Raw genomic sequence first — 22,126 nt, forward strand, 5'->3', positions numbered from 1 at the left:
TTCAAGATTCCGCCATTGCCTTCATTTGAAGTTCAAGGTATATACATTCGCCATGCGCCATTCCAACCCCTATAACCGCAGGCACCCTTCACGGAACAAATGGCGCCTCATTTTCTGGCTGTCCATGGCGCTCCTGGTCCTGTGCGGCGCCCTGGTCTACTTCCACCCCGCGGAAGACTGGCAAACCGCGGACCGCAGCAGCAGCGGCCTGGCTCCGCTGCCGGAGGAAGAGCCGGAAGCCGTCGTCCAGGTGTATTCGGCACGCGCCTTCGGCTGGCGCAAGTATTTCGGCGTGCATACCTGGATAGCCGTGAAGGAGAAGAACGCCGGCTTTTACACCGTTTACCAGGTGATGGGCTACCAGCTCCCTTCCAGGGGAACCAGCGTTTCCATCACCAGGGACATTCCGGACCGCAAGTGGTTTGGCGCGGAACCGGACCTGATTCAGGAATTGCGCGGAAAAGCGGCGGAAAGAGCCATTCCCGCCATCAGCCGCACGGCGCGGGAATACCCTGAGGCGGATACGTACCGGCTCATTCCCGGCCCCAACAGCAACACCTTCACCGCCGCGCTGATGAGGGAGGTGCCGGAACTGACGGTAGAGCTTCCGCCCCACGCGGTGGGGAAGGATTACCTGCCCGGCGGCATTGCCGGACGGACGGAGAGCGGCACGGGCATCCGCATGAATTTATGGGGCCTGGGAGGGGTCAGCCTGGGCCTGGCGGAAGGGGTTGAAGTCAGCCTGCTGGGACTGAACGCGGGTTTTGACCTGCTGCGCCCCGCCCTCAAGCTCCCCATGATCGGCCGCGTAGGGCTGCCGGACGCCCCGGTGGGCTGGGACTGGTGGAGCATCATGCTGCTGCTTCTGGCGGGAACGTTCATTTTCTTCCGCATGCTCCGCCACATGCGCCAAAAACGCAGGCAGGCGCACCGCATCCCCCACTTCCGCCATCCGCGGACAAAAACGAGCGAGCGCATTTAAGCCGCGTTTCACGGAAGCCTTTTTCCCTTATCCCGTTCCCTCATGCAGGGAAGAAGGGGAATAAAGCGGAAATTCGATTGCCAAGCGGGAATGAAGCTGTAAGAATCCGCGCCATGAACAAGCTCCTGATCCGCTCCTGTCTGCTTGCCGGGCTGGCCTGCGCCGCTTCCTGCGCCTCCAATAAGGAAACGGCCTCTCAGGAACCCGCCCCCGCTCCAGCCGTCCAGCCGGAACCCGCCCCCGCGGCAGAGCGCCCGGTCCCCTGGGCCCCCGCTCCGGTGAAATCCGCCATTCTTCCGGAGGAAGACGGGGAAGAGTCCGCACCGGGCCCCGCTGTTCTGCCGGGCGACTTCCGTCCGGGGCTGCGCACTCCCCAGCTTCCGGATACCCTGCTGTATGACCTGGACGGCAAACTGAATACTCCCACCGCTCCGTAACACGTTCCCTCCCATCATCATGACCGCGACCATTCCCAAAGGCTTCCACCCCGAACCTTTTTCCTACCACCAGGAGCTTGAACTGGAGATTGACGCCCTTTCCAACGCGGGCGACGGCATCGGCCGCGTGGACGGCTGGGTGGTTTTCGTCCCCTTTGCCCTGCCGGGGGACCGCGTGAAGGCGCGCATATGGCGCAATGACAAGAATTATTCCTCCGCGGACCTGGTGGAGGTGCTGCACCCCAGCGCGGACCGCGTGGAACCCGGCTGCCGGCTGTTCGGTACCTGCGGAGGCTGCCAGTACCAGCATTTTTCCTATGACCGGCAGCTCCTCTGGAAAACCCGGCAGGTGGCGGACCTGCTGCGCCTTCAGGCCGGGCTGGAACTGCCCGTCAATCCCGCGATCGCCTCTCCCCGGCAATACAACTACCGTTCCAAGATTACGCCCCATTTTGACAAGCCCAGGGAAGGCGGGAAGCCGGCCATCGGCTTTCTGAAGGCGGGGTCCAGAAGGGAAGTGGTGGACGTGCCCCAGTGCCCGATTGCCATGGAGTGCATCAACGAGGTGCTGCCGCTGGCCCGCAAGAGCGTTTACCAGGCCGCGGCGCGGTTCAAGCGCGGCGCCACCATCCTGCTCCGCGCCTCGGAGGGGGGCGTCATCACCAATAACAACGCCGTGGCCTGCGAGCGTGTGGGCGACCTGGAATTCCACTTCCTGGCGGGGGATTTTTTCCAGAACAATCCCTTCATTCTTCCGCTGTTTACGGATTACGTGGCCCAGCAGGCGAGCATGGACGGAGAGGAGTTCCTGGTGGACGCCTATTGCGGTTCCGGCCTGTTTGCCCTGAGCCTGGCTAAGAAGTTCAGGAAGGTGCTGGGCGTGGAGGTCAGCGAGACTTCCGCGGACTGGGCGCGGAGCAATGCCCGGAGCAACGGCATTGAACACGCAGAGTTCTTGGCGGCAGACGCCGGGGCCATTTTCGCCCAGGTGGATTTCCCCGCGGAAAAGACCGCTGTGGTCATTGATCCTCCCCGGAAGGGATGCAGCATGGAGTTCCTGAACCAGTTGTTCTCCTTCGGCCCCGGAAAGGTGGTGTACGTTTCCTGCAATCCCGCCACGCAGATACGGGACTTGGCGGAGTTTGACAAGGCCGGCTACGCCGTCACCGCCGTGCAGCCTTTTGACCTGTTCCCCCAGACCAAGCATCTGGAATGCGTGGTCACGTTAAAAAAGAAGATCTGATTGCCCATGCCCACGCTTTACATTAAAACCTACGGCTGCCAGATGAACGAACGGGACTCCGAGCAGGTGGCCCGCATGTTCGTCCAGAAAGGTTATACCCTGACGGACCGGGAGAATGAGGCGGATGTCATCCTGTTCAATTCCTGCTCCATCCGCGAGCAGGCGGAACAGAAGGCCCTGGGTAAAATGGGCCTGCTGTCCAAACAGCAGCACCGCCCGCACGTGGTTTACGGCATGATGGGCTGCATGGCCCAGAGCAAAAAGGATGAATTGTTCAAGGAGCTTCCGCGCCTGGACCTGGTGGTCGGCACGCAGAAGTACCATCGCGTGTTTGAGCACGTGGACGGCATCCTCCGCGCACGCCAGGAACGCCGCATGGATGAACTGCAAACCGCTTTTTCCGGCACCCGCGTGTGCGACGTGGCGGAGGAGGCGGATTCCCAGAACCGGATCAGGGACCACCTGAACCCCGGCGCGCGCTCCACGGCTTACGTCTCCATCATGCAGGGGTGTGAAATGAAGTGCGCCTACTGCATCGTCCCCTACACCCGGGGCACGGAACGCAGCCGTCCCATCCGGGACATTGTGGAGGAAGTGAACATGCTGGCGGACGCCGGAGTGAAGGAGGTGACCCTGCTGGGCCAGATCGTCAACCGCTACGGCAGGGAAATGCCCGCGGCGGACGGCAAGGGCGGCTTCGTCCAGCTGCTGGAGGCCGTGCATGAAGTGGAAGGGCTCAAACGCATCCGCTTCGTCTCCCCCCATCCCATCGGCTTCCGCCAGGACCTGGTGCAGGCCTTCACCTATCTTCCCAAGCTGTGCAGCCACATCCATTTCCCGATGCAGAGCGGCAGTGACCGCATCCTGAAGATGATGCGCCGCCCGTACAGGAATGAAACCTTTCTGGACCTTTGCGCCCGGATGAAGCAGGCGCGCCCGGATTTGTCCATCACTACGGACATCATCGTGGGCTTTCCCGGAGAAACGGAAGAAGACTACCTGCTGACCAGGCAGGCCGTGGAGCAGGTGCAGTTTGACAACGCCTTTATTTTCCGCTACTCCCCGCGCCGCGGCACGCCTGCCGCCGCCATGGAGGGGCAGATTCCGGAAGAAGTGAAGGAGGCGCGCAACCAGGACCTGCTGGCCGTGGTCAATGAAATCGCCATCCGGAAAAACCGGGAACTGGTGGGCACCGTGCAGGAGGTCCTGCTGGAAGGGCCGTCCAAGACCAATGAAGAGCGCCTTTCCGGCCGCACCTCCCAGAACAGGCCCGTGATCGTAGACGCCGCTCCGGACCTCGCCGGGCAGCTCCTCCCCATCCGGATTGAGGAAAGCACGGGCTTTACCCTGTACGGCGTTCCGTGCCCTTCCAGGGCGTAACGCGCACGCCGTCCTCCTCCATCCGCAGGTAAAGGGTTCCGGTCTCCCGCAAACGGTACGCATCTGTCCCATCCGGTACCGGACACGTGTATTCCGTAGTAAATACAACCGTCCGGGCGCCCGTGGCTTTTATCCATGCGGCGCTGCAGACGGGGTCGCGCGGGTGGCGCCCTATCACCAGCACATCCGCATGCGGCACTTCTTCCGCACGGGCCAGAGAGGAAAATCCGGCATTCCCGATGATCAGGACACGCCGCCCCCGGCACGTCCATGCCAGTACCCTGCACCTGTCCTGGTGAATTCCGGTAGGCAACGGTTCCGGCAAATCCGCCACGGCCAGTTCATTCCCTTGCCGGAACCGCCACTTCCGGGGGGAATCTCCGGCCCCGGCTTCTCCCCAGTTCCGGATGCCGGGGTATTCCTCCAGCAGGGTTTCCATTCCCGCACGCTCCGCGTTGCCCCTTCTGGTGGCCAGCGTCCCGGCAGGCTGGATGCCGCGCGCTTTCAGCACGGGAATCAGGGCGTAGCGCACCATGCCTTCCGTTCCGGAATCCACTACCAGCGCCGGATTGGAGACCGCCATGGACCAGGCATCATTTTGCAGGGGAACAATAACGGCTTCATTTTCTGCGGCAGGCGTCAGGGAGGGAAGGTAACTGCACGGCAGGGAGGCTACGCCTCCGGTCACCGCCAGCATGGCTGAAGCCAGGGAAGCCGCCGCCGCATTGCAAACGGCCAGGGCTCCCGGGCACCAGGAGAGCATCAGCCCGGCCAGGGAGACGCCCATCAGCGGAAAAACCAGCACGCTCAGGCAAATATTGGCCAGGGGAGCGTACAGATTCCAGGTGCCGAAATGCCAAGCCGTCAGCGGAATGGACATCAGCCACGCCCCCACGGAGACAAGCAGGGCGCCCCTGGCCGCCTTTTCCAGCCGCACCATGCTTCTTTCCCGCAGATTGTAAATCCGGACAGGGATGAACGCATCCGGATACCATACGGGTTTTTCCCGGCGGAGCCACCAGGCAAGACAGACAATCACGGCAAAGACGCAGAAGGAAAGCTGGAACCCCGGCTGAAAGACCTGGAGCGGGTCCATCAAACACAGGATGATGAAGGCCAGGGCCAGAATGTTGGCCGGATGCGCCTTCCGCCGCAGAACGGGAGCGGCCAGCCAGACGGCTGCCATGATGAAGGCCCGCAGCGCGGAAACGGACATTCCCGTGACAAAGACATACAGCGCCAGCAACAGCAGGCAGGCCAGCCGCGCCGCGGCGGGGCGCACGCGCAGCAGCCGGAGCATTCCCAGAACCAGCAGGGCCGCCACGCCCACATGCATGCCGCTGACGGCGAAGACGTGCATGCAGCCGCTCATCAGGAACTTGGCCATCGTTTCCGGGCTGGCGTCCGTCTTGTCTCCCAGAACGGCGGAGACCATCACCTGGCGGGCTTCATCACCGGGCGGCGCGCCCTCCCTCAGTAGCTCCCCCGCCCCTTCACGGAGCCGCAGGGAAACCGCCTGAATCCGGCTACTCCAGCCTCCTTCCCCCAGGCTGGAAAATTGGTCCAGCCGCACTCCGGCGGCAATGCCGCGCAGGTATCCCCACCGTTCCCGGTCAAACATGCCGGGACCGCATGGCGGCAGCAGCGGATACTCCTCTCCCTCCACCCGGTAACGGCGCCCCGCAGCCAGGGGACACGCCCCGTCCGGAGCGGAGACGGTGTAAAACCACCGGGAACCGTCGGGACGAAACAGCGCGGACCTGCCGGATACGGAATAAACGGCCCCCTCCGCCGTAAAACGCCGCCCCGCTTCCACGGGGACGGCCCGGTATTCCTGGTCATAAGACAGCAAGGACGCCCCGGCCCAGATGGAGAGGGCAAGAGCCAGCAGGCCCATGCCCGGAGTGCGGAACAGGCACGGCAACCCCGCCAGGCACACGCAGGGAACCCAGAACCAGGGAGAGGCCGCTGCCGCGGCGCAGGCGCACAGCATGGCCAGAGCCGGAGCCAGCAATGGCGCGGCGGCCATCATCCGTTCCGGCCACGGACGCAGCAGACGGCCGTCTTTTTCCATGCAGGCCAACGCTTACGGCATGGCATCCGCGCCGTCCGGATTCAGGGGCAGCACGGAAGGCAGAGGAAGAACCACGTTGGCAGGCAGCGGGGCCTTGCGCTGAAGCACCTTGGGGGCCAGCGCCTCGCTCGTTTCATAGGCGCCGCGGAACATCTCCAGCTTGGCGTCCAGGTTGTCAATGTAATGCAGGGCTACCGCCTCCGGCGTCTTGGGGAACACGGGGGAGCCGAACGCCAGTTCCCCGTGATGGGAGGCGATCAGGTGCAGCAGGTGCATGCGCACGTCCGGGGAGGCGGGGTCCAGCGTTTTCCAGGATTCCGCTTCCGGAAGGGCCATGATGCGTTTCCACAGATTGTTGACCAGCTCAATTCCCAGCGGAATGTGCCCCAGCAATTCCCCGGCTTCCGAATACGGCATGGTGAAATCCTCCTTGGGGTAGCAGTTTTCCCACAGCTTCCCACAGTCATGGAACAGGCACCCGGCTAGCAGAAGGTCGCGGTTCAGCTCCGGATTTGCCTGGCAGACGGCGGAAGCCGTGCGCATCATCCCCGCCACGTGCTCCACCAGGCCGCCGCGGCGCGCATGATGGTAGGACCTGGCGGCGGCGGCGCGCTGAAGACGTTCCCCGAACTGGTCAATGAACTCAATGCACAGGGCCCTGATGCGCGGGTCGTTCATGCCCTTGATGAGCACGCAAATCTCCTTCAGGTCCGCCTCCTGCTTCTTCTTCAGGGTTCCGGAGCCGGCCAGAAAACTTTCCTTCTCCTGTTCGTCCAGCGGACGCACTTCCAGATCGGCCGCTTCCATGCCGAAGCCCCCTTTGGTCCACTGGCCGCGCAGGCTCACGAACGTGCGCAGCGGCAGGGCGGCCAGCGTGCGGAACCAGGGCTTGTCCTCCCATACCTTCAGCCCCATGGTCCCTTCCGCATCCGCAAACGTCACGTCCAGGTACGGCTTGTTGCTCTTGGTCATTTTCTGCGCGCACTGGGCAACCTGGGCAAAGGCTTCCGCTTCCACCTGGCCTTCCGCGGCCAGTTTGGCCAACTCCATGAGACTGACTTGTTCCATGCGGTCCATCTTGCCCCGCTTCCCCGCATCCGTCAAGAAAACGCCGGAAAAGGAAAGCGGAACGGCTTATTTCTCCACCACGCCCAGCTCGGCCACCGCCACATGGCTGCCTTCCAGCACCCGCTTGCCCACAAAGCGCAGGTAGCGCGCCCTGACGGGGGCCTTCAAATCAATCCGCTGCGGAACGGGATTGGCCCGGATGTTGGAAAACTCCCCTTCCGCCACGGGAACGCCCCAGTCCTTTCCGTCCCGGCTGAGGTAAACGGCATACTGGTCAATCGTTCCCCTGGCTGAATCCCTGCGGGGCGTGTAGATCACCGCGGCCGCGTTCACCTCACGGCCCATGTCAATGTCCAGCGCCTGGGGCGGCGGCAATTCCCCCTGGGCAGCATGCGTATGCCACAGGGTAGCGGGGTCCCCGTCAAAAGCCAGTTCCGGCGCAGAGGCCTTCCTCTCCCCGGCCAGTACTTTCCAATCCCGCACAGGCACCGGAATGACGCTGGCCGCCACGGAGGAAACCTTGCCGCGGTATTCGCTCACCGCCTTTACCGTTCCTCCGGAGGGCAGCATGAAGGGCTTCTCATAAACGGGGGAATCCGGGCTTGGATCGCTGCCGTCCGTCGTGTACCGGGTTACGGTTCCGGCGGCAGCCGACAGCGTCACCTGCCCGTCCCGGTCTCCCTTGATTTCCGGGGCGTGGAGGAGAACCGGATACTTCCACAGGGAAACTTCGCTTAGGGCCGGAACGGCCTTGGAATCCTCCACAACCACGCGCACCTCATCCGTCGTCACGGGCTTCCCTTTCAGGATGACCCGCGCGCCCACGCTGGAACCTTCCACCCACTTGACAAACCGGCCGTTTTCACGCACGTCCACGCTGAACTTGCGTATCCGCTGCCCAAGCTGTACCGGTTCCGCAAGGCGGATAACGTCAAACGCGGACATTTCCGGCAGTTTCAGCGTAACGGAGGGCTGGGCGTCCTCCGGGCCTGCCGCCCAGTACGTGGTCCGTTTCCGGTCCAGAACCCATTTGGCTCCGTAGCCCTTGATGGCGGAGGAAGCTTGCGCCCGCGCTCCGGAAGCGAAATTGCGTGAATACAGTTCATCCAGCAGGGCACGGAACCCGGCCAGGGACTTTTTATCCTCTTCATGAATTCTCCCCCGGCGGTCCGGAGGCACATTCAAATTCAGGTTGGCGCCCCTTCCCACACTGTTGAAATACAAATTCAACAGGTTTTCAGGCGTCCTCACCCGGGAATTCTCATGTTCATGCCAAAACCAGCCCGGGCGGATGGAAACGTCCACTTCCGCCGGAATCCAGTACTTCCCGTCCACCGTGCCTTCCGTTCCCAGCTGGTAGCGGACGGTTCCGGGAGCCGGTTCCGTACCCGCCTGGAGGGGAACGGGCGTGTACGTGGCCCAGCAGGGGTAGCCCGCATAGCCGCTTTCATTCCCCACCCAGCGGAGGTCCGGCCCCACATCGGAAAAAACGACGGCACGCGGCTGGCGTTTCTTCAATTCCCCCCACGTTGTCTTCCACTGGTAATAGGTGCTCCTGTCAATGGAGCGCTTCTCCCGTGCGCCGCCGTAATAGCCGTCACCTCCGTTTGCTCCGTCAAACCAGGCCAGGAAAAGGGGGCCGTAACCTGTGGACAGCTCCTTCAACTGCTCGCGGTACATCCTGATGTATTCCGGCGTGCCGTAGGAGGAAGCGTTGCGGTCCCAGGGAGACAGGTAAATGCCGAACTTAAGTCCGTATTTTTTACATGCCCGGGAAACATCCTTCACCACGTCGCCCTTTCCCTGCTTCCAGGGAGAGGAGGCGACGCTGTGCCTGGTGGTCCGGGTGGGCCACAGGCAGAACCCGTCATGGTGCTTGCAGGTCAGCACCACGCCCTTCAGCCCGGCGTCCGCCAGCGTTTTGACTAGGTCGTCCGCATCAAAATCGGAAGGGTTGAACAGCTCCGGCTTTTCGTCGCCATAGCCCCATTCCTTCCCGGTAAACGTGTTGATCGTGAAATGCACGAAGGCGTACATCTCCATGTCATGCCAGGCCAGCTGCCCCGCGGATGGAACGGGCGCTAGCGGAGCCAGGGCGTCCTTTGCCGCGGCCTCCGGAAAACATGCGGCAAACAGGAAAGCCCCCAGCGCCGCCGCTGGAGTTAATTGGCTTAATCTCTTCATAAAAATACTTAATGCGGTTCCGCATCATCTACGTTTCCGCCGTATTTATTCTTTCCGATAAAGTCATGCACCGTCTTTTGTCCTCTCTTCTCCCGCACGGCATGCTAAACTTTTGATCCATTCAGCAACCACCGCCATGTTATATCTCGGATGCCACCTCTCCTCCGCAAAAGGTTACGAAGCCATGGGCAAGGTAGCCCTCTCCATTGGCGCCAACACCTTCCAGTTCTTTACGCGCAATCCCCGCGGAAGCAAGGCCAAGGCCATTGACGGTCAGGATATTGCCCGTTTCCTCAAACTGGCCGGGGACAACAGCTTCGGCACCCTGCTGGCGCACGCCCCCTACACGCTGAATCCCTGCTCCGCAGACCCCAACGTCACCCGCTTCGCCGCCCAGGTGCTTCAGGAAGACCTGGCGCTCATGGAGCATCTGCCGGGCAACCTCTACAACTTTCATCCCGGCTGCCACCTGGGACAGGGAGCGGAACGCGGCATTGAACTGGTAGCGGAACAACTGAACGGCGTGCTCACGCCGGAACTGACAACCACCGTCCTGCTGGAAACCATGTCCGGCAAGGGAAGCGAAGTCGGCAGGACCTTTGAAGAACTGGCCGCCATCATGGAGCAGGTGGAACTGAAGGACAAGCTGGGCGTCTGCCTGGACACCTGCCACGTTTACTCCGCCGGGTACGACATCGTCAACAGCCTGGACGCCGTGCTGGAACAGTTTGATTCCGTGCTGGGCCTGGAACGCCTGCATGCCATCCACCTGAACGACAGCATGACGCCGTTCTCCTCCTTCAAGGACCGCCATGAAACCATCGGCAAGGGGAGCCTGGGAGAGCAGGCCTTCATCAACATCATCAACCATCCCGCCTTGCGGGAACTGCCCTTCTTCCTGGAAACGCCACGGGACGACGCCGGACACGGCGAGGAAATAGCCTGGCTGAAAGAGCATTACCGCGGCTGAGCGCAGTTCCCGGCAGGAACTTCCCGGACCAGCCGGGGTGCCCGCGATGGAGAAAAAGCTTGCATGCGCGCCGGATACGGGATACACAAGGCCCGTAAATTAGTTTAAACTAATTCCAATATCCGCCTTTCACGGCGGACACTCTCCCGGTTTTATGAAAGAAATGCGCATCGCAAAAATAATAGGGCGTGAAATCCTGGATTCACGCGGCAACCCCACCATTGAAGCGGACGTTTACCTGGAAGGCGGAGCCGTAGGCACGGCAGGCGTCCCCAGCGGAGCTTCCACCGGAGAACATGAGGCCTGGGAACTCCGGGATGGCGACATGACCCGGTACCAGGGCAAAGGCGTCACGAAGGCCGTGGACAATATCCGCAATATCATCGCTCCGGCCCTGATTGGCCTGGAAGCGACGGAACAAACCACGGCGGATGCGCTGATGCGCTCCCTGGACGGAACCTTCAACAAGGCCAAACTGGGCGCCAACGCCGTTCTGGGCGTTTCCCTGGCCCTGGCGAAAGCGGCGGCGGCCCAGCTCCGGCAGCCCCTGTACCGTTACCTGGGCGGCCCGAACGCCAAGGTTCTGCCCGTTCCAATGATGAACATCATCAACGGCGGCGCCCATTCCGACGCGCCCATCGATTTTCAGGAATTCATGATCGTCCCCGCCGGAGCCCCCACCTTCCGGGAAGCGCTGCGCTACGGAGCGGAAGTCTTCCATGCGCTGAAATCCGTTCTGCACGCGCGCGGCCTTTCCACCGCCGTGGGAGACGAGGGCGGCTTTGCCCCCAGGCTGAATTCCGCGGAAGACGCCCTGGACTGCATCGCGCAGGCCGTAGACAAGGCCGGCTACCGTTTCGGGGAGGACATTTCCATCGCCCTGGATGTGGCTTCCTCCGAATTTTACGATGCGGAATCCGGCCTGTACGTCTTCAAGAAATCCGACGGCAGCCGCAGGACCGCCGAAGAACTGACGGATTATTACGTGGAACTGAAGAAAAAGTACCCCATCGTTTCCATTGAAGACGGCTGTGCGGAAAACGACTGGGACGGCTGGAAAACCCTGACGGAAAAACTGGGCGGAAGCACCCAGCTCGTCGGGGACGACCTCTTTGTCACCAACGTGGAATTCCTCAGGAAAGGCATCCATCTTGGCGTCGCCAACTCCATTCTGGTGAAGGTGAACCAGATCGGTTCCCTCACGGAAACGCTGGACGCCGTGGAACTGGCCATGGGCAACCGCTACACCGCGGTCATTTCCCACCGTTCCGGAGAAACGGAAGACGCCACCATTGCGGACATTGCCGTGGGAACCAACGCCGGCCAGATCAAGACCGGCTCCCTGAGCCGTTCCGACCGCATGGCCAAATACAACCGCCTCCTCAGGATTGAAGAGGAGCTGGGAGAATCCGCCCGTTACGGCAACGGATTCGGCCTGTTCTAATCCCCTTTGCCGGAACTGGTTAAAGTAATCCCAATCCCCGCGCCGCCTCCCGGCGGCCGGGGATTTTTCATTCTCCGGGGCAACTGCAACCTTTTCTTTGGGACAAAATATGCAATGCTGGGTTTTCAGATTCCGTTTTGTTAAAAAGCCCAGTCCAGTTCCCCGCCATGTCCTTCAGCCCTTCCCTGCCCACACGTCCCTTACTGTGTGCGGGGCTGGCGTATCTGGCGCTTCCCGCGGGCCTCTTCCTGTGGGGATGGCTGCATCCGGCTTTCTCCGCGCCGCTATGCGCCGGGCTGGCGTACGGACTGTACGCATGCGCCCGGAAACTCCCGGCGCACCGGCTCCCGCTGACGGGCCGCGGGCTGGCCGCGCTGGCCGGGCTCACCATGGCATGCCTGCTGCTGGTACTGCTGTGCGGCTTTACGGGCCACTGCCAGCAGCACGCGGACTTTGCAGTCCGCAACGCCGTTTATGAGCAGCTCACGGCTGGCCCGTGGCCCCTGCTCATGCCGGACGGCGGCCATTTCATCTATTATCTGGGCCATTGGCTGCCTCCGGCTCTGGCCGCCACCTTCTCCCCGGCGCCATGGTCCCCCTGGCTGCTGGCCCTGTGGACCTTCCTGGGGCTGGAACTGGCTCTGCTGGCGGCAGCCGCGCGCTGGGGCGTCCGCAAGACAGCCTGGTGGGCGCTGATTCTCTTCTGCCTGGGGTCTCCGGCCCCTGCGCTGGACTGCCTGGGAATGCCCCTCTCCTCCCTCTTTCCGGAATACCATGCACAGATGGTCCTGTTCATCGGCATTCCCGCGCAAATCTTCAACACATTCAACCATGCGGTTCCGGTCCTGCTGTGCGCCGTGCTTATTCTGACCCGCTCCCTGCCTGCCGCCGGATATTATTTCATGGGCGCGCTCCTGCTGCCGTCCTCCCCGCTGGGCGCTCTTCTGTTCCTGCCGTACATGGTGGAAGAAACCCTTCTCCGCCGCTGTCCGGCGTGGAAAGAACTCCTCCTCCGGTTAAGGGTCCTGCTTCTCCACCCGGTTTTCTGGACAGCCGTCCTGTTCACCATGGTCATGGCCGTCTTTTACGCTCATCTGGACGGAGGAGGGCAGTTCTCCTGCCTATTTGCCGGGCCGTATGCGGAAATCTACCACTATGGGCAGCGCCAGCTCCTGCTTTACCCGGACTCCGTCAAATACGCCAGCTTCCTGCCTGCCCTGGCTCTGGGCATCCTGCTGCCGGGGGCCCTGCTCTTTCCGGCGTGCCGGAAACTATCGTGGTATTACATCACCCTGGGAATGATGGCATGTAGTCTTTTTTTCCGCACGGGCATCATGAACAATGAACTCCTGTTCAAAGCCCCCGCGGTTCTCTACCCCTTCCTCTCCCTGCTGTTCCTTCACGCCTTCCGCAAAGGGAGCCCGCGGTTCCGGACCGTGCTGGCTCTTTACCTGGCATGGACGGCCCTGCCATCCCTGGCGTGCGTGGCGGAAAAAACGGGCACCTTCTCCACCCGCACAGCCATCATGCGGGAGCACCGGCAGGACCAGGAGGGAGGCATGCTTGACCATCCGGGGGAACCCACCTGCCGCCAATTCAGAAAAAAGGACGGGCACCCCCTGCCCGCATGGCTGTTCAAATCCGTACCGGAGCCGTGACCACACGGAAGCTGGAGTCAATCCAGCCTGATGCCGAAGATGTCCGAAAGGGAGCCGGAATCCCCTCCCAGGGAATCCTCCCCTTCGGGAGAGGAAACCGGAGCAGACGGAATCAGGGCGGAGGCCTCCATGCCGCGCAGCGTGAACAGCAGCTCAGGTTGTTCGTCCAGCATCACGCCAAAGGCGTATAACACTGCCGCCGCATGCTTGCATAAATCCGCCCAATCCGGGCACGAGCAGGAAAAATGCCACTCTTCCGGCCTGGGAAACAGCCCCCCCTCCGGGCTGCACAGGATTTCCATCAGCTCCGGAGACACATTTCCTTTCAGCAGGTCAATCCAGGAGCCGACATGCCCGGCGCACCGCCCGCGGAGCCGCGCCAGCGCCTCTTCATCCGGCGGTTCCGCTTCCACGCGCACTTCATACAAATGCTCTCCCATCACCAGGGCGTCCATGCGTCCGGGAGCCGCTTTCACGTCCAGAACACAGCCATAACGCAAATACGTACGCCCCGGAGCCAGCCGCATGCCGTACACTTCGCACGCGCCCAGGCTCTTCATCCACTCCTTTCCCCAGAACTTCTTGGCCAGATTGCGCCCGGAAGCCGTTACGGGATGCAGTTCCATCCCTTCCGCGGCCAGCTCCGCCGCCCTGGCCTCCGCGCGTTTCCGCAAATCCTCCCGTTTGAGAGGCTTGTCATCATCCATGCACACGGAATAACGGTAACATATGCACCCTCTCCGCTACAGGGAAAAGGCAGCCATGCGCCGTTTCTCTTGTTCTTCCGGCTCCATTCCGGTTTTCTCCGGCACACGGATTCTTTTTCCGGTTCTGCGGAATCTGCCTCCATTACCCATTTCAGGCTTTTAAAACGGAAGCTCCTGGGGCACAACATGTGGGTCATGTGGAAAGGCAGATTTTCTAAACCCACCGCTGATCTGGTTCAACGCTACGGCGAATCCGTCTCCTACGACTGGAGGCTTTTCCGCCAGGACATTGCCGGATCCATCGCCCATGCGCGGGCACAGCTCAAGGCAGGCCTGCTCACGCAGGAGGAATTCAACGCCATTGAAGCCGGGCTTCAGGACATCCTGAAGGATATTGAGGCCGGGAACTTCACGTGGAGCCGGGAGCTGGAAGACGTGCACATGAACATTGAAAGCGAGCTGACCCGGCGCATCGGCGCTCCGGGGGCCAAGCTGCATACGGCGCGCTCCCGCAATGACCAGGTGGCCACGGACACGCGGCTCTACTGCCGCGCGGAGATTGATGAAATCCTGGAAAAAGTGCGCCATTTACAGCGCGCGCTGGTCATGAAGGCCAAGGAGTACGCGGACGCCATGATGCCGGGCTATACCCACCTCCAGCGCGCCCAGCCCGTCACGATGGGCCACCATCTGCTGGCTTACGTGGAAATGCTGGACCGGGATGCGGACCGCCTTGCGGACTGCCGCAGGCGCCTGAACGTTTCTCCGCTGGGTTCCGGCGCCATTGCCGGTTCCACCATCTGCCTGGACCGCTGCGGAATTGCCGCGGAACTGGGTTTTGACGCCGTAACGGAGAATTCCATGGATGCGATTGCGGACCGGGACTACATCATGGAGACCCTGTTTGACCTGGCCGTGATCGGCGCCCACCTTTCCCGCATGAGCGAGGACGTCATCCTGTGGTGCACGGCGGAATTCGGCTTTGCAACCCTTTCCGACGCCCACACCACGGGCTCCTCCCTGATGCCCCAGAAAAAGAATCCGGACGTGGCGGAACTGACCCGCGGCAAGACGGGGCGCCTGTACGGCAACCTCACCGCCGTGATGGTGGCAGTCAAGGGCCTCCCCCTGACCTACAACCGCGACCTTCAGGAAGACAAGGAACCCCTGTTTGATTCCATTGACACGATCAAGCTGGCCCTGGACGTCAACGCGGAGATGATCGCCGCCATGACGGTCAACACGGCGCGCGCCCTGGAAGCGGCTTCCGATCCCATGCTGCTGGCTACGGACCTGGCGGACTACCTGGTGCGCCGCGGCGTTCCCTTCCGCAAGGCCCACGAACTGGTCGGAAAGGCCGTCGCCATGAGCATTTCCACGGGCACGCCCCTCAACCAGTTGAGCGACGAACAGTTCGCCTCCATTTCAGACGCGTACGGAACAGACGCGCGGGACGTATTTGAATTGACAAAAGCGTTCGCCCAGCGTACCAACCCCGGGGCTCCCAATTCCGGGAATACCCGCCGCCGCATCGCCAGCTGGGAAGACATTCTTTCCAAATAACACTGCCTGCGGAGGGCGGACGGAACGGAGAGCCCGCCGTCCGTCTCCGCGGCGCGCCTCCGTGCGCAGGACAGGGGACGCCTCCATCCCCCCGGCTGCGGCGTTACACCGTGGCCGGCCACCCTCCGGCAGCCATGTTCAAACCTGCTCTCCTTTCCTCTCTCAAGACCTATACCAAGCAAACCTTTCTGGCGGACCTCTTCGCAGGGCTGACCGTAGGCGTGGTAGCCATCCCGCTGGCGATGGCCTTTGCGATTGCATGCGGGCTCTCCCCTACCCAGGGCCTCGTCACCGCCATCGTGGCCGGGTTCCTCATTTCCCTGTTCAGCGGAAGCAAGTACCAGATAGGCGGCCCCACCGGCGCTTTCGTCATCATCATTATGGGCGTGCTGGAACAGTACCACGTGTCCGGACTGCTGGTGTGCACGCTGATGGCGGGCCTCTTCCTCATCATTTTGGGTTTCTGCCGCATGGGGGCGCTCATCCGCTTCATTCCGTTCCCCGTCACCACGGGATTCACCTCCGGCATTGCCGTGGTGATTTTTTCCACGCAGATCAAGGACATTTTCGGCCTCACCATTACGGAAAAAATCCCCGGCGACTTTATTGAAAAATGGGCGTGCTACTTTAATTATTTCCACACCATCAACTGGGCGGCGCTGGGACTGGCCGCGGGAACCGTGGCCATCACCCTGCTGAGCCGCCGCTTCTGGCCCAAAGTGCCGGCCATGCTGGTGGGCATGCTGGGCATGACAGCCGTTTCCGTGGTCTTCTCCCTGCCCGTTACGACCATCGGCCAGGCCTTCGGCAGCCTGCCGAACACCCTCCCCCTCCCCTCTCTGCCCCACATCGAGTGGCACAATCTGGGGGCGCTGACGGCTCCGGCCTTCACCATCGCCCTTCTGGCGGCCATTGAATCCCTGCTGAGCGCCTCCGTGGCGGACGGCATGACCGGAGGACGCCACAAGCCCAATATGGAGCTCATCGCCCAGGGCATCGGCAACATCGGGTCCGCCCTGTTCGGCGGCATTCCGGCCACGGGAGCCATCGCCCGCACCGCCACCAACATCAAGGCGGGGGCCAAAAGCCCGGTTTCCGGCATGATTCACGCGCTGACCCTCCTGGCCATTCTGATGGCCTTTGCCCAGTACGCGCAGCAGATTCCCCTGGCCGTGCTGGCGGGCATCCTGACGGTGGTATGCTACAACATGAGTGAAATTCACACGTTCAGCCGCCTGCTTAAAGGACCGCGGCAGGATGCGGCGGTGCTGGTAATCACGTTCCTGCTGACCGTTTTTGTGGACCTGGTCGTAGCCGTGGAGGTGGGCGTGGTGCTGGCCGCCCTGCTCTTCATGGGCCGCATGGCCCAGATCAGCGACGTCTCCGCCATCAAGAACGAACTGCTGGACAATGACGAAGAAGACGACGAAGGCCGCTCCGCCGCCAAGCTGGACATTCCGGAAGGCGTGGAAGTTTTTGACGTGAAAGGCCCCTTCTTCTTCGGCGCCGTGGAACAGTTCAAGGACCAGGTGCTGGAAACGCTGGAGCATGACACCAAGGTGGTCATTCTGCGCATGCGCCTGGTTCCCGCGCTGGACGCCACCGGGCTGAACGTCCTTTCCGACTTCTGCCACCAGTGCCGGGAGCACGGCTCCACCCTGCTGGTCTGCGGCGTGCAGCCACAGCCCCTGGACGTCATCCGCCACGCGCCCTTTTACCGGGAGCTGAAGCGCTATAATATCTGCGAGAATATTGATGCCGCCCTGCGCCGCGCCCGCAAGATCATCCACGGTCCCGCGCCAAAGCACCTGTAAGGGCGGCTATTCCCCGCGTCCGGCCAGGTAGGACGCGCCCCATTCATTCATGGCTTCCAGCACGGGCAGGACGCTCCTGCCGAAAGCGGTCAGGGAATACTCCACCCTGGGAGGAATGACGGGGTACGCCTTGCGCTCCACCAGCCCGTCCGCTTCCAGCTCCCGGAGCTGCTGGGTGAACATCTTGGTGGTAGCTTCCGGAATCAGCCGGTGCAGCTCGTTGAACCGCACGGGGGCCTTCTGGTAAAGGTGCCAGAGAATCACAATCTTGTACTTTCCGCCAATCAGGGAGAGCGTGACGCCGCAGGGGCAACGGTAAGAAGAGGAAGGCTTTTTCATGGTTACAGTATCTTTTTTGATACTATATTACAAAATAGTGCCTACTTGTCAAAAACTCCCTGTCCTCCTATGCTGGCGGGAATTCCAATACACACAGCCATGAAATTGACCATTGACCGGGACAAGTGCATCCATTGCCATTTATGTGAACAGGCCTGCTTCCTCACCCGCTTCTGCGGCTTCGATTCCCTGGAGGGAGCGGCGGAACAGCACTGCATTGACTGCGGTCATTGCGTAGCCGTCTGCCCGCGGCAGGCCATCACCCACGCCAGGGTAAAAAACACGGCGCCCATCGGCCCCATTCCGGGTGAAACGGAAGTGCTGAACCTGCTCATGAAAACCAGGAGCGTGCGGCATTTCAAGCCAACTCCCGTCAGCCGGGAAGTCTGGGACAGCCTGCGCCGCGTGGCGGAATACTCCCAGTCCGGTCTGAACGCCCAAAGCATCACCCTGACGGCCGTGGAAAACCCGGAAACCCTTTCCGGCGTCAGAAAAGCCCTCCTGCGCATGTACGGCAAACTGGAAAGGCTGGCCAATTTTCCCGTCACGCGTTTCCTGGCCCGGTTCTTCATGGCCCCGCAGGACTACGAAGCCGTACTCTCTGAAAGCGCCACGCAGCCCCTGCGCAGGCAGGCGGCGGAGCGGGGGGAAGACCCTGTTCTGTACGGAGCCCCGGCACTGCTCCTGCTGACCGGCCCGGCGTCACAAACCGCGCGGGAAGACGCCACGGTCCTCTCCCAGAACATCATGCTGGCCCTGACGGCGCAGGGGCTGGGAAGCTGCTACATGGGCGGCCTGGTTCTGGGATGCAGGGCATTCAGGTACAAGCCTCTTCTCCGCTCCCTGCACCTGCCGGAAGGCCACGCGGTGCACCAGGCCCTTGTCCTTGGCACGCCAACCATACAGCTCAAGCGCATGCCGGAACGCAAGCGGCGTGAAATCAGGTTCCGGTAGGCTTTCCGGTCAATGGTTCCTTTCCTGCTCCTCATAGCGGGAAAGGAGAAAATCCAGGTCTTCCAGCAGGGTCTGGCAGGAACGGTCCCACCGCTTCCTTCCCTGGAGGGCCATCACGCATTCCTTCCTTCCGGTAAAACAGTATTTGGTAATGCCGTGCCCCTGCAATTCCTCCACCTGTTTTTTCAGCTCACAGGCAAAAAACAGCCAGAACGGCACGCTGCGGGCGATGTCCGCCACACTGACCGTCATGGGAGGGGTTTCCTCCTTCAGCTCCCTGGCCAGGTGCTCCAGGCCCACCTCCTTAAGCATGCGGCGCAGGCGGGCGTACAGTTCGGAAACCCCCATCACGGACAAATCACACTCATGTTCCAGATAATACCGGACGGAGGCGATCAGGTCCTCCTTGAACGGCAGGGTGGTTCCAGCCCGCCGGGCGGCATGTTCCAGGGCATCAGCCAGCCACTGGTCCCCATACCCGGCGATCAGGCAATCACCAAGCTTGAGCAGCGGTCTGTTGTTTCTGAAGCCGATCATAAAAGGAACTTAAAGGATGGGAAGCTTGCGCTGGAGGGGGTCAATCAGCGTCTGGTGGCGCATCTGCGTGATCTCCTGAATGAATTCCTCCACATTGGAGAACTGGCGGTACACGGACACATAGCGGATGTAGGCCACGGGATCAATGGCGTACAGTTTTTCAATCACCTTCTTGCCGATCTCGCTGGAGGGGACTTCACGCAGATGGTCGCGGTGCAATTCGGAAATGATTTCTTCCACGGCGCGGTCCAGGCGGTCCATGCTCACGGGCCGTTTTTCACAGGCCTTCACCAGCCCGCGCAAAATCTTCTCGCGGTTCAGGGCTTCCCGCAGGTTGTCCCTCTTCACCACGCGCAGTTCCGTGCGCTCAATCTGCTCATAAGTCGTGTAGCGGTAATCGCACCGCAGGCAGACGCGGCGGCGGCGGATGGTCGTCCCGTCCTTGGACATACGGGAGTCAATGACCTTGTCCTCCAAATGACCGCACTGAACGCATCTCATGGCACGACCATACTACTACATAACGCATCCATAAAGGAAAAAGTACGCCAAATATGGTACAGAGGCCTTCATGATCAGCTTTTTCGGAACACGGCTTCCTGTGAATAAACAGGGGGTTGAAACAGCGCCGTCCGCGCTGCTGCACGGATTCCCCGCCATGCCGGAATTGTGAATAAGCGGCGCCCCGTAGACTCTCCGGCCCCGTCATGAAGACGCATTTTCCTCCCTCCGGGACGGAAAAGAGCTGCCGGGGAGAAGGACCGCACGAGGCTTCTTCACGCCTGTCCGTTACGGATTCACCGTGCCGCCCTGGTTGACGATGCTGCCCGCGGGCAGTTTAACGCCATTCAGATTCAAAACGGCGCCGTCCTTGACGAGTATCCTGCCCGGATTCAGAGCCTGCCCCTTCATCTCGTCCAGGGACATTTCCACCTTTCCGGACAACGTCCAGGAGCATTTCAGGGAGGCGGCCTGCACCCGCTTTAACACGACGCGGGCCATTCCCGCCTCTTCCGGGGCGCCTTCCGCGCGGAGTATCCGGATATCCGCCTGCCCGGACAAACGGACGGGAAGAATTTTCCCGTCCAGGCCGCCGGCAGGCGCCAAGGGCTCAATCACCACGGCGGAGCCGCCCGGAATATGCCAGGACTGGCGGCCCGCGAGCTGTACATTAGTCCTGAGCAGCAAATTCTTCCCTTCCGCCAGGCGGATGCCGCCCGGCCCCAGCACCAGACGGTCCCCGGAAGCGCCCGCACTCTGAATAACCACGGTATCAACGGCGGTATCCTCCACACGGATGCCGAACAACTTCACCACGCCCGATACCAGGCTGGGCTTTACGGAAGAAGCCACGTTCCAGACGCACACGTTCGTGCCCGGTATTTTCCGGTTCATCCAGGCGTCCGGAGAACCCAAGGGAACTTCATAACGGCCGCTGCGGACGGAACCGGCATCCTTCCCGGCCAGCCGGGCCGCTTCATAGGCAAAGCGCGCGCCTATGCTGATCTGGGATTTGCCGCTGTAATGCACCCCCATGTTGTCCCCGGCGGTCAGCTTGGGAAGATCACGGGTAGGGACATACCCCAGGGACGGCCGCGAAGAGGCCAGCTCCTTCATGAGCCGGTGGGTGGTTTTTCCCTGGACCTCCGTATCACGCCCTTCCAGCCCCCCGGTGACATTGCCCGTCTCCGGATCATTCTCATTTTTGCTGCTCCAGTTGGCATTCTCTCCAATGACGGCTTTTTGCGCGGCCAGGGCGGACGTATCCCCATACGGTTTCAGGTCTGCCGCCAGATTGCCCAGAAGTTCCATAAAACGGGAGGCGCTCTCCGGAACGGAGCCTCCGCCGTTGCTTTCCCCCTGCAAGTACAGCAATCCGGCAAACTCCACCCGGGAGTGCCTGGATTTGTCCACGGCGGCGCAGGCATTCTTAACGGCCTGCACCAGCGCCTTGTAAGCCTGTCCGTTCCTTTGCCAATGGGAATTGTCCCCTCCGTCACGGGAGGCTTTCACAATGGCCACGTCCGCATCCCTGAACCAGCCGTTCTTTTCCAACGTAAAGGCAAACCCGTACTCCGGGCCCATGCACATGCTGCCGTTATAGCGCGGCATCGCGGGCCGGACCTGTTCCCAGGACGTGGAAGCGCCGGGGAACACCCCTTCCCTCTGGCCGAAGTTTTCATGCCAGTACAGCGTCTTCCCCGGTTCATACTTCTTCAACAGCTCCGGAGAAGCGGGACTGCCCTTCACTGCTCCCAGGGAATTGGATTGGCCCGTCAGCAAAAAAATCTTCAGCTCTTTTGCGGAACATGCCGAAGCAAGGCACAGGAACAGGAAGGGCAGGAAAAATCTCATCCGGGTTAAAATTGCTTATGGCAATTATAACTGCCGGAATTTTCCTTTCAATCGTCAACTGCCGGCCATGGACATAAGAAGGCGGGTGGTGAAAAAAGACCAGTTCAGTTCCTGCGGCGGCGGAAGGCGAGAACTGCCAGGGACAGCAGGCTGAGCGTCGCCGTGGAGGGCTCCGGCACACTGAGCATCATATCCGTCTTCGCAACGGTATAGGCTGCCGGTGCATGCCTCCGGATTGCCGAAATACAGCGTTATGGCCCCGTCCTGGGTGTCGGCATAGCCCGTGTAGGTTTGATCGCCGTTGACGGCCGTGACTGCCAGGTCCGCCAGATTAAAGGGGCGGTGCTGTTCCCCTCACTGAACGTGAAGGAGAAGAAATCGTAATCGCCCAGCAGGTCCGGACCGAACCCGCTCAAG

19 protein-coding genes are annotated in these 22,126 nt (G+C 61.6%); 10 read left to right on the forward strand and 9 right to left on the reverse strand.

The window, feature by feature from the left end; translation table 11 throughout:
• Positions 1–25 precede the first annotated feature (25 nt).
• From HHJ06_RS07115 to miaB, 4 genes are all read left to right on the forward strand, one after another.
• A complete protein-coding gene (locus HHJ06_RS07115; protein WP_215428657.1) occupies positions 26–982 on the forward strand; it encodes a DUF3750 domain-containing protein in 957 nt (318 codons plus the stop codon).
• 113 nt (positions 983–1,095) lie between these two features.
• Entirely contained in the window at positions 1,096–1,419 is a 324-nt protein-coding gene (locus HHJ06_RS07120; protein WP_215428658.1) for a hypothetical protein, read from the forward strand.
• Between the two features lie 19 nt (positions 1,420–1,438).
• On the forward strand, positions 1,439–2,662 hold the full coding sequence (locus tag HHJ06_RS07125; RefSeq protein ID WP_215428659.1) for a class I SAM-dependent RNA methyltransferase: 1,224 nt from the start codon (positions 1,439–1,441) through the stop codon (positions 2,660–2,662).
• A 6-nt stretch (positions 2,663–2,668) separates the two neighbouring features.
• Complete coding sequence (gene miaB / locus HHJ06_RS07130; RefSeq protein WP_215428660.1) at positions 2,669–4,042, forward strand: tRNA (N6-isopentenyl adenosine(37)-C2)-methylthiotransferase MiaB; 1,374 nt, start codon at positions 2,669–2,671, stop codon at positions 4,040–4,042.
• Here miaB and HHJ06_RS07135 read toward each other — a convergent pair.
• From HHJ06_RS07135 to HHJ06_RS07145, 3 genes are all read right to left on the reverse strand, one after another.
• Positions 4,005–6,116 (reverse strand): ComEC/Rec2 family competence protein, encoded by a 2,112-nt coding sequence (locus HHJ06_RS07135; protein WP_215428661.1) that lies wholly within the window; start codon positions 6,114–6,116, stop codon positions 4,005–4,007. The two genes, miaB and HHJ06_RS07135, sit on opposite strands and share 38 nt — an antisense overlap.
• A 12-nt stretch (positions 6,117–6,128) precedes the next feature.
• On the reverse strand, positions 6,129–7,184 hold the full coding sequence (locus HHJ06_RS07140) for a 3'-5' exoribonuclease YhaM family protein (protein ID WP_215428662.1): 1,056 nt from the start codon (positions 7,182–7,184) through the stop codon (positions 6,129–6,131).
• A 66-nt stretch (positions 7,185–7,250) separates the two neighbouring features.
• Entirely contained in the window at positions 7,251–9,368 is a 2,118-nt protein-coding gene (locus HHJ06_RS07145) for an alpha-L-fucosidase (RefSeq protein WP_215428663.1), read from the reverse strand.
• A gap of 136 nt (positions 9,369–9,504) precedes the next feature.
• Here HHJ06_RS07145 and HHJ06_RS07150 point away from each other — a divergent pair, with 136 nt between their 5' ends.
• The 3 genes from HHJ06_RS07150 (at position 9,505) to HHJ06_RS07160 (ending at position 13,440) form a co-directional block, all read left to right on the forward strand.
• Positions 9,505–10,338, forward strand: a complete 834-nt coding sequence (locus HHJ06_RS07150; RefSeq protein WP_215428664.1) for a deoxyribonuclease IV — start codon at positions 9,505–9,507, stop codon at positions 10,336–10,338.
• 154 nt (positions 10,339–10,492) lie between these two features.
• Positions 10,493–11,782 (forward strand): phosphopyruvate hydratase, encoded by a 1,290-nt coding sequence (eno, locus tag HHJ06_RS07155; RefSeq protein WP_215428665.1) that lies wholly within the window; start codon positions 10,493–10,495, stop codon positions 11,780–11,782.
• 167 nt (positions 11,783–11,949) lie between these two features.
• Positions 11,950–13,440, forward strand: coding sequence for a hypothetical protein (locus HHJ06_RS07160; protein WP_215428666.1), 1,491 nt, complete (start codon positions 11,950–11,952; stop codon positions 13,438–13,440).
• A gap of 17 nt (positions 13,441–13,457) precedes the next feature.
• Here the strand turns inward: HHJ06_RS07160 and HHJ06_RS07165 are convergent, their stop codons facing one another.
• A complete protein-coding gene (locus HHJ06_RS07165; RefSeq protein WP_215428667.1) occupies positions 13,458–14,147 on the reverse strand; it encodes an SWIM zinc finger family protein in 690 nt (229 codons plus the stop codon).
• A 195-nt stretch (positions 14,148–14,342) separates the two neighbouring features.
• On the opposite strand from HHJ06_RS07165, the gene argH reads away from it, so the two are divergent.
• Both argH and HHJ06_RS07175 read left to right on the forward strand, forming a co-directional pair.
• Positions 14,343–15,710, forward strand: coding sequence for an argininosuccinate lyase (argH, locus tag HHJ06_RS07170; RefSeq protein WP_251841454.1), 1,368 nt, complete (start codon positions 14,343–14,345; stop codon positions 15,708–15,710).
• 134 nt (positions 15,711–15,844) lie between these two features.
• The gene (locus tag HHJ06_RS07175) at positions 15,845–17,524 is read left to right on the forward strand and encodes a SulP family inorganic anion transporter (RefSeq protein ID WP_215428669.1); all 1,680 of its coding nucleotides are present in this window, start codon (positions 15,845–15,847) and stop codon (positions 17,522–17,524) included.
• A 6-nt stretch (positions 17,525–17,530) separates the two neighbouring features.
• Here HHJ06_RS07175 and HHJ06_RS07180 read toward each other — a convergent pair whose 3' ends face one another.
• Positions 17,531–17,863: a winged helix-turn-helix transcriptional regulator gene (locus tag HHJ06_RS07180; protein WP_215428670.1), complete on the reverse strand. Its 333-nt coding sequence runs from the start codon at positions 17,861–17,863 to the stop codon at positions 17,531–17,533.
• A 99-nt stretch (positions 17,864–17,962) separates the two neighbouring features.
• On the opposite strand from HHJ06_RS07180, the gene HHJ06_RS07185 reads away from it, so the two are divergent.
• A complete protein-coding gene (locus tag HHJ06_RS07185) occupies positions 17,963–18,817 on the forward strand; it encodes a nitroreductase family protein (RefSeq protein ID WP_215428671.1) in 855 nt (284 codons plus the stop codon).
• A gap of 9 nt (positions 18,818–18,826) precedes the next feature.
• Here the strand turns inward: HHJ06_RS07185 and HHJ06_RS07190 are convergent, their stop codons facing one another.
• The 4 genes from HHJ06_RS07190 to HHJ06_RS11965 all read right to left on the reverse strand — a co-directional run bounded on the left by HHJ06_RS07190 (position 18,827) and on the right by HHJ06_RS11965 (position 21,900).
• Entirely contained in the window at positions 18,827–19,354 is a 528-nt protein-coding gene (locus tag HHJ06_RS07190; protein WP_215428672.1) for a hypothetical protein, read from the reverse strand.
• 9 nt (positions 19,355–19,363) lie between these two features.
• The gene (gene nrdR / locus HHJ06_RS07195; RefSeq protein WP_012419886.1) at positions 19,364–19,855 is read right to left on the reverse strand and encodes a transcriptional regulator NrdR; all 492 of its coding nucleotides are present in this window, start codon (positions 19,853–19,855) and stop codon (positions 19,364–19,366) included.
• A 288-nt stretch (positions 19,856–20,143) separates the two neighbouring features.
• Entirely contained in the window at positions 20,144–21,709 is a 1,566-nt protein-coding gene (locus tag HHJ06_RS07200; RefSeq protein ID WP_215428673.1) for a sialate O-acetylesterase, read from the reverse strand.
• A 104-nt stretch (positions 21,710–21,813) separates the two neighbouring features.
• The gene (locus HHJ06_RS11965; protein ID WP_215428676.1) at positions 21,814–21,900 is read right to left on the reverse strand and encodes a PEP-CTERM sorting domain-containing protein; all 87 of its coding nucleotides are present in this window, start codon (positions 21,898–21,900) and stop codon (positions 21,814–21,816) included.
• Positions 21,901–22,126 lie beyond the last annotated feature (226 nt).

The organism is Akkermansia muciniphila (assembly GCF_018709685.1).
In the GTDB taxonomy this organism is placed as follows: Bacteria; Verrucomicrobiota; Verrucomicrobiia; order Verrucomicrobiales; family Akkermansiaceae; genus Akkermansia; species Akkermansia muciniphila_E.

Bases quoted from the DNA above. Each gene is read 5' to 3' on its own strand.
- HHJ06_RS07190 (WP_215428672.1), bottom strand. From the start codon at position 19,354: ATGATCGGCTTCAGAAACAACAGACCGCTGCTCAAGCTTGGTGATTGC.
- HHJ06_RS07200 (WP_215428673.1), bottom strand. From the start codon at position 21,709: ATGAGATTTTTCCTGCCCTTCCTGTTCCTGTGCCTTGCTTCGGCATGT.
- eno (WP_215428665.1), top strand. From the start codon at position 10,493: ATGAAAGAAATGCGCATCGCAAAAATAATAGGGCGTGAAATCCTGGAT.
- HHJ06_RS11965 (WP_215428676.1), bottom strand. From the start codon at position 21,900: ATGATGCTCAGTGTGCCGGAGCCCTCCACGGCGACGCTCAGCCTGCTG.
- HHJ06_RS07135 (WP_215428661.1), bottom strand. From the start codon at position 6,116: ATGGAAAAAGACGGCCGTCTGCTGCGTCCGTGGCCGGAACGGATGATG.
- HHJ06_RS07120 (WP_215428658.1), top strand. From the start codon at position 1,096: ATGAACAAGCTCCTGATCCGCTCCTGTCTGCTTGCCGGGCTGGCCTGC.
- argH (WP_251841454.1), top strand. From the start codon at position 14,343: ATGTGGAAAGGCAGATTTTCTAAACCCACCGCTGATCTGGTTCAACGC.
- nrdR (WP_012419886.1), bottom strand. From the start codon at position 19,855: ATGAGATGCGTTCAGTGCGGTCATTTGGAGGACAAGGTCATTGACTCC.
- miaB (WP_215428660.1), top strand. From the start codon at position 2,669: ATGCCCACGCTTTACATTAAAACCTACGGCTGCCAGATGAACGAACGG.
- HHJ06_RS07175 (WP_215428669.1), top strand. From the start codon at position 15,845: ATGTTCAAACCTGCTCTCCTTTCCTCTCTCAAGACCTATACCAAGCAA.
- HHJ06_RS07180 (WP_215428670.1), bottom strand. From the start codon at position 17,863: ATGAAAAAGCCTTCCTCTTCTTACCGTTGCCCCTGCGGCGTCACGCTC.
- HHJ06_RS07185 (WP_215428671.1), top strand. From the start codon at position 17,963: ATGAAATTGACCATTGACCGGGACAAGTGCATCCATTGCCATTTATGT.
- HHJ06_RS07145 (WP_215428663.1), bottom strand. From the start codon at position 9,368: ATGAAGAGATTAAGCCAATTAACTCCAGCGGCGGCGCTGGGGGCTTTC.
- HHJ06_RS07140 (WP_215428662.1), bottom strand. From the start codon at position 7,184: ATGGAACAAGTCAGTCTCATGGAGTTGGCCAAACTGGCCGCGGAAGGC.
- HHJ06_RS07150 (WP_215428664.1), top strand. From the start codon at position 9,505: ATGTTATATCTCGGATGCCACCTCTCCTCCGCAAAAGGTTACGAAGCC.
- HHJ06_RS07160 (WP_215428666.1), top strand. From the start codon at position 11,950: ATGTCCTTCAGCCCTTCCCTGCCCACACGTCCCTTACTGTGTGCGGGG.
- HHJ06_RS07165 (WP_215428667.1), bottom strand. From the start codon at position 14,147: ATGGATGATGACAAGCCTCTCAAACGGGAGGATTTGCGGAAACGCGCG.
- HHJ06_RS07125 (WP_215428659.1), top strand. From the start codon at position 1,439: ATGACCGCGACCATTCCCAAAGGCTTCCACCCCGAACCTTTTTCCTAC.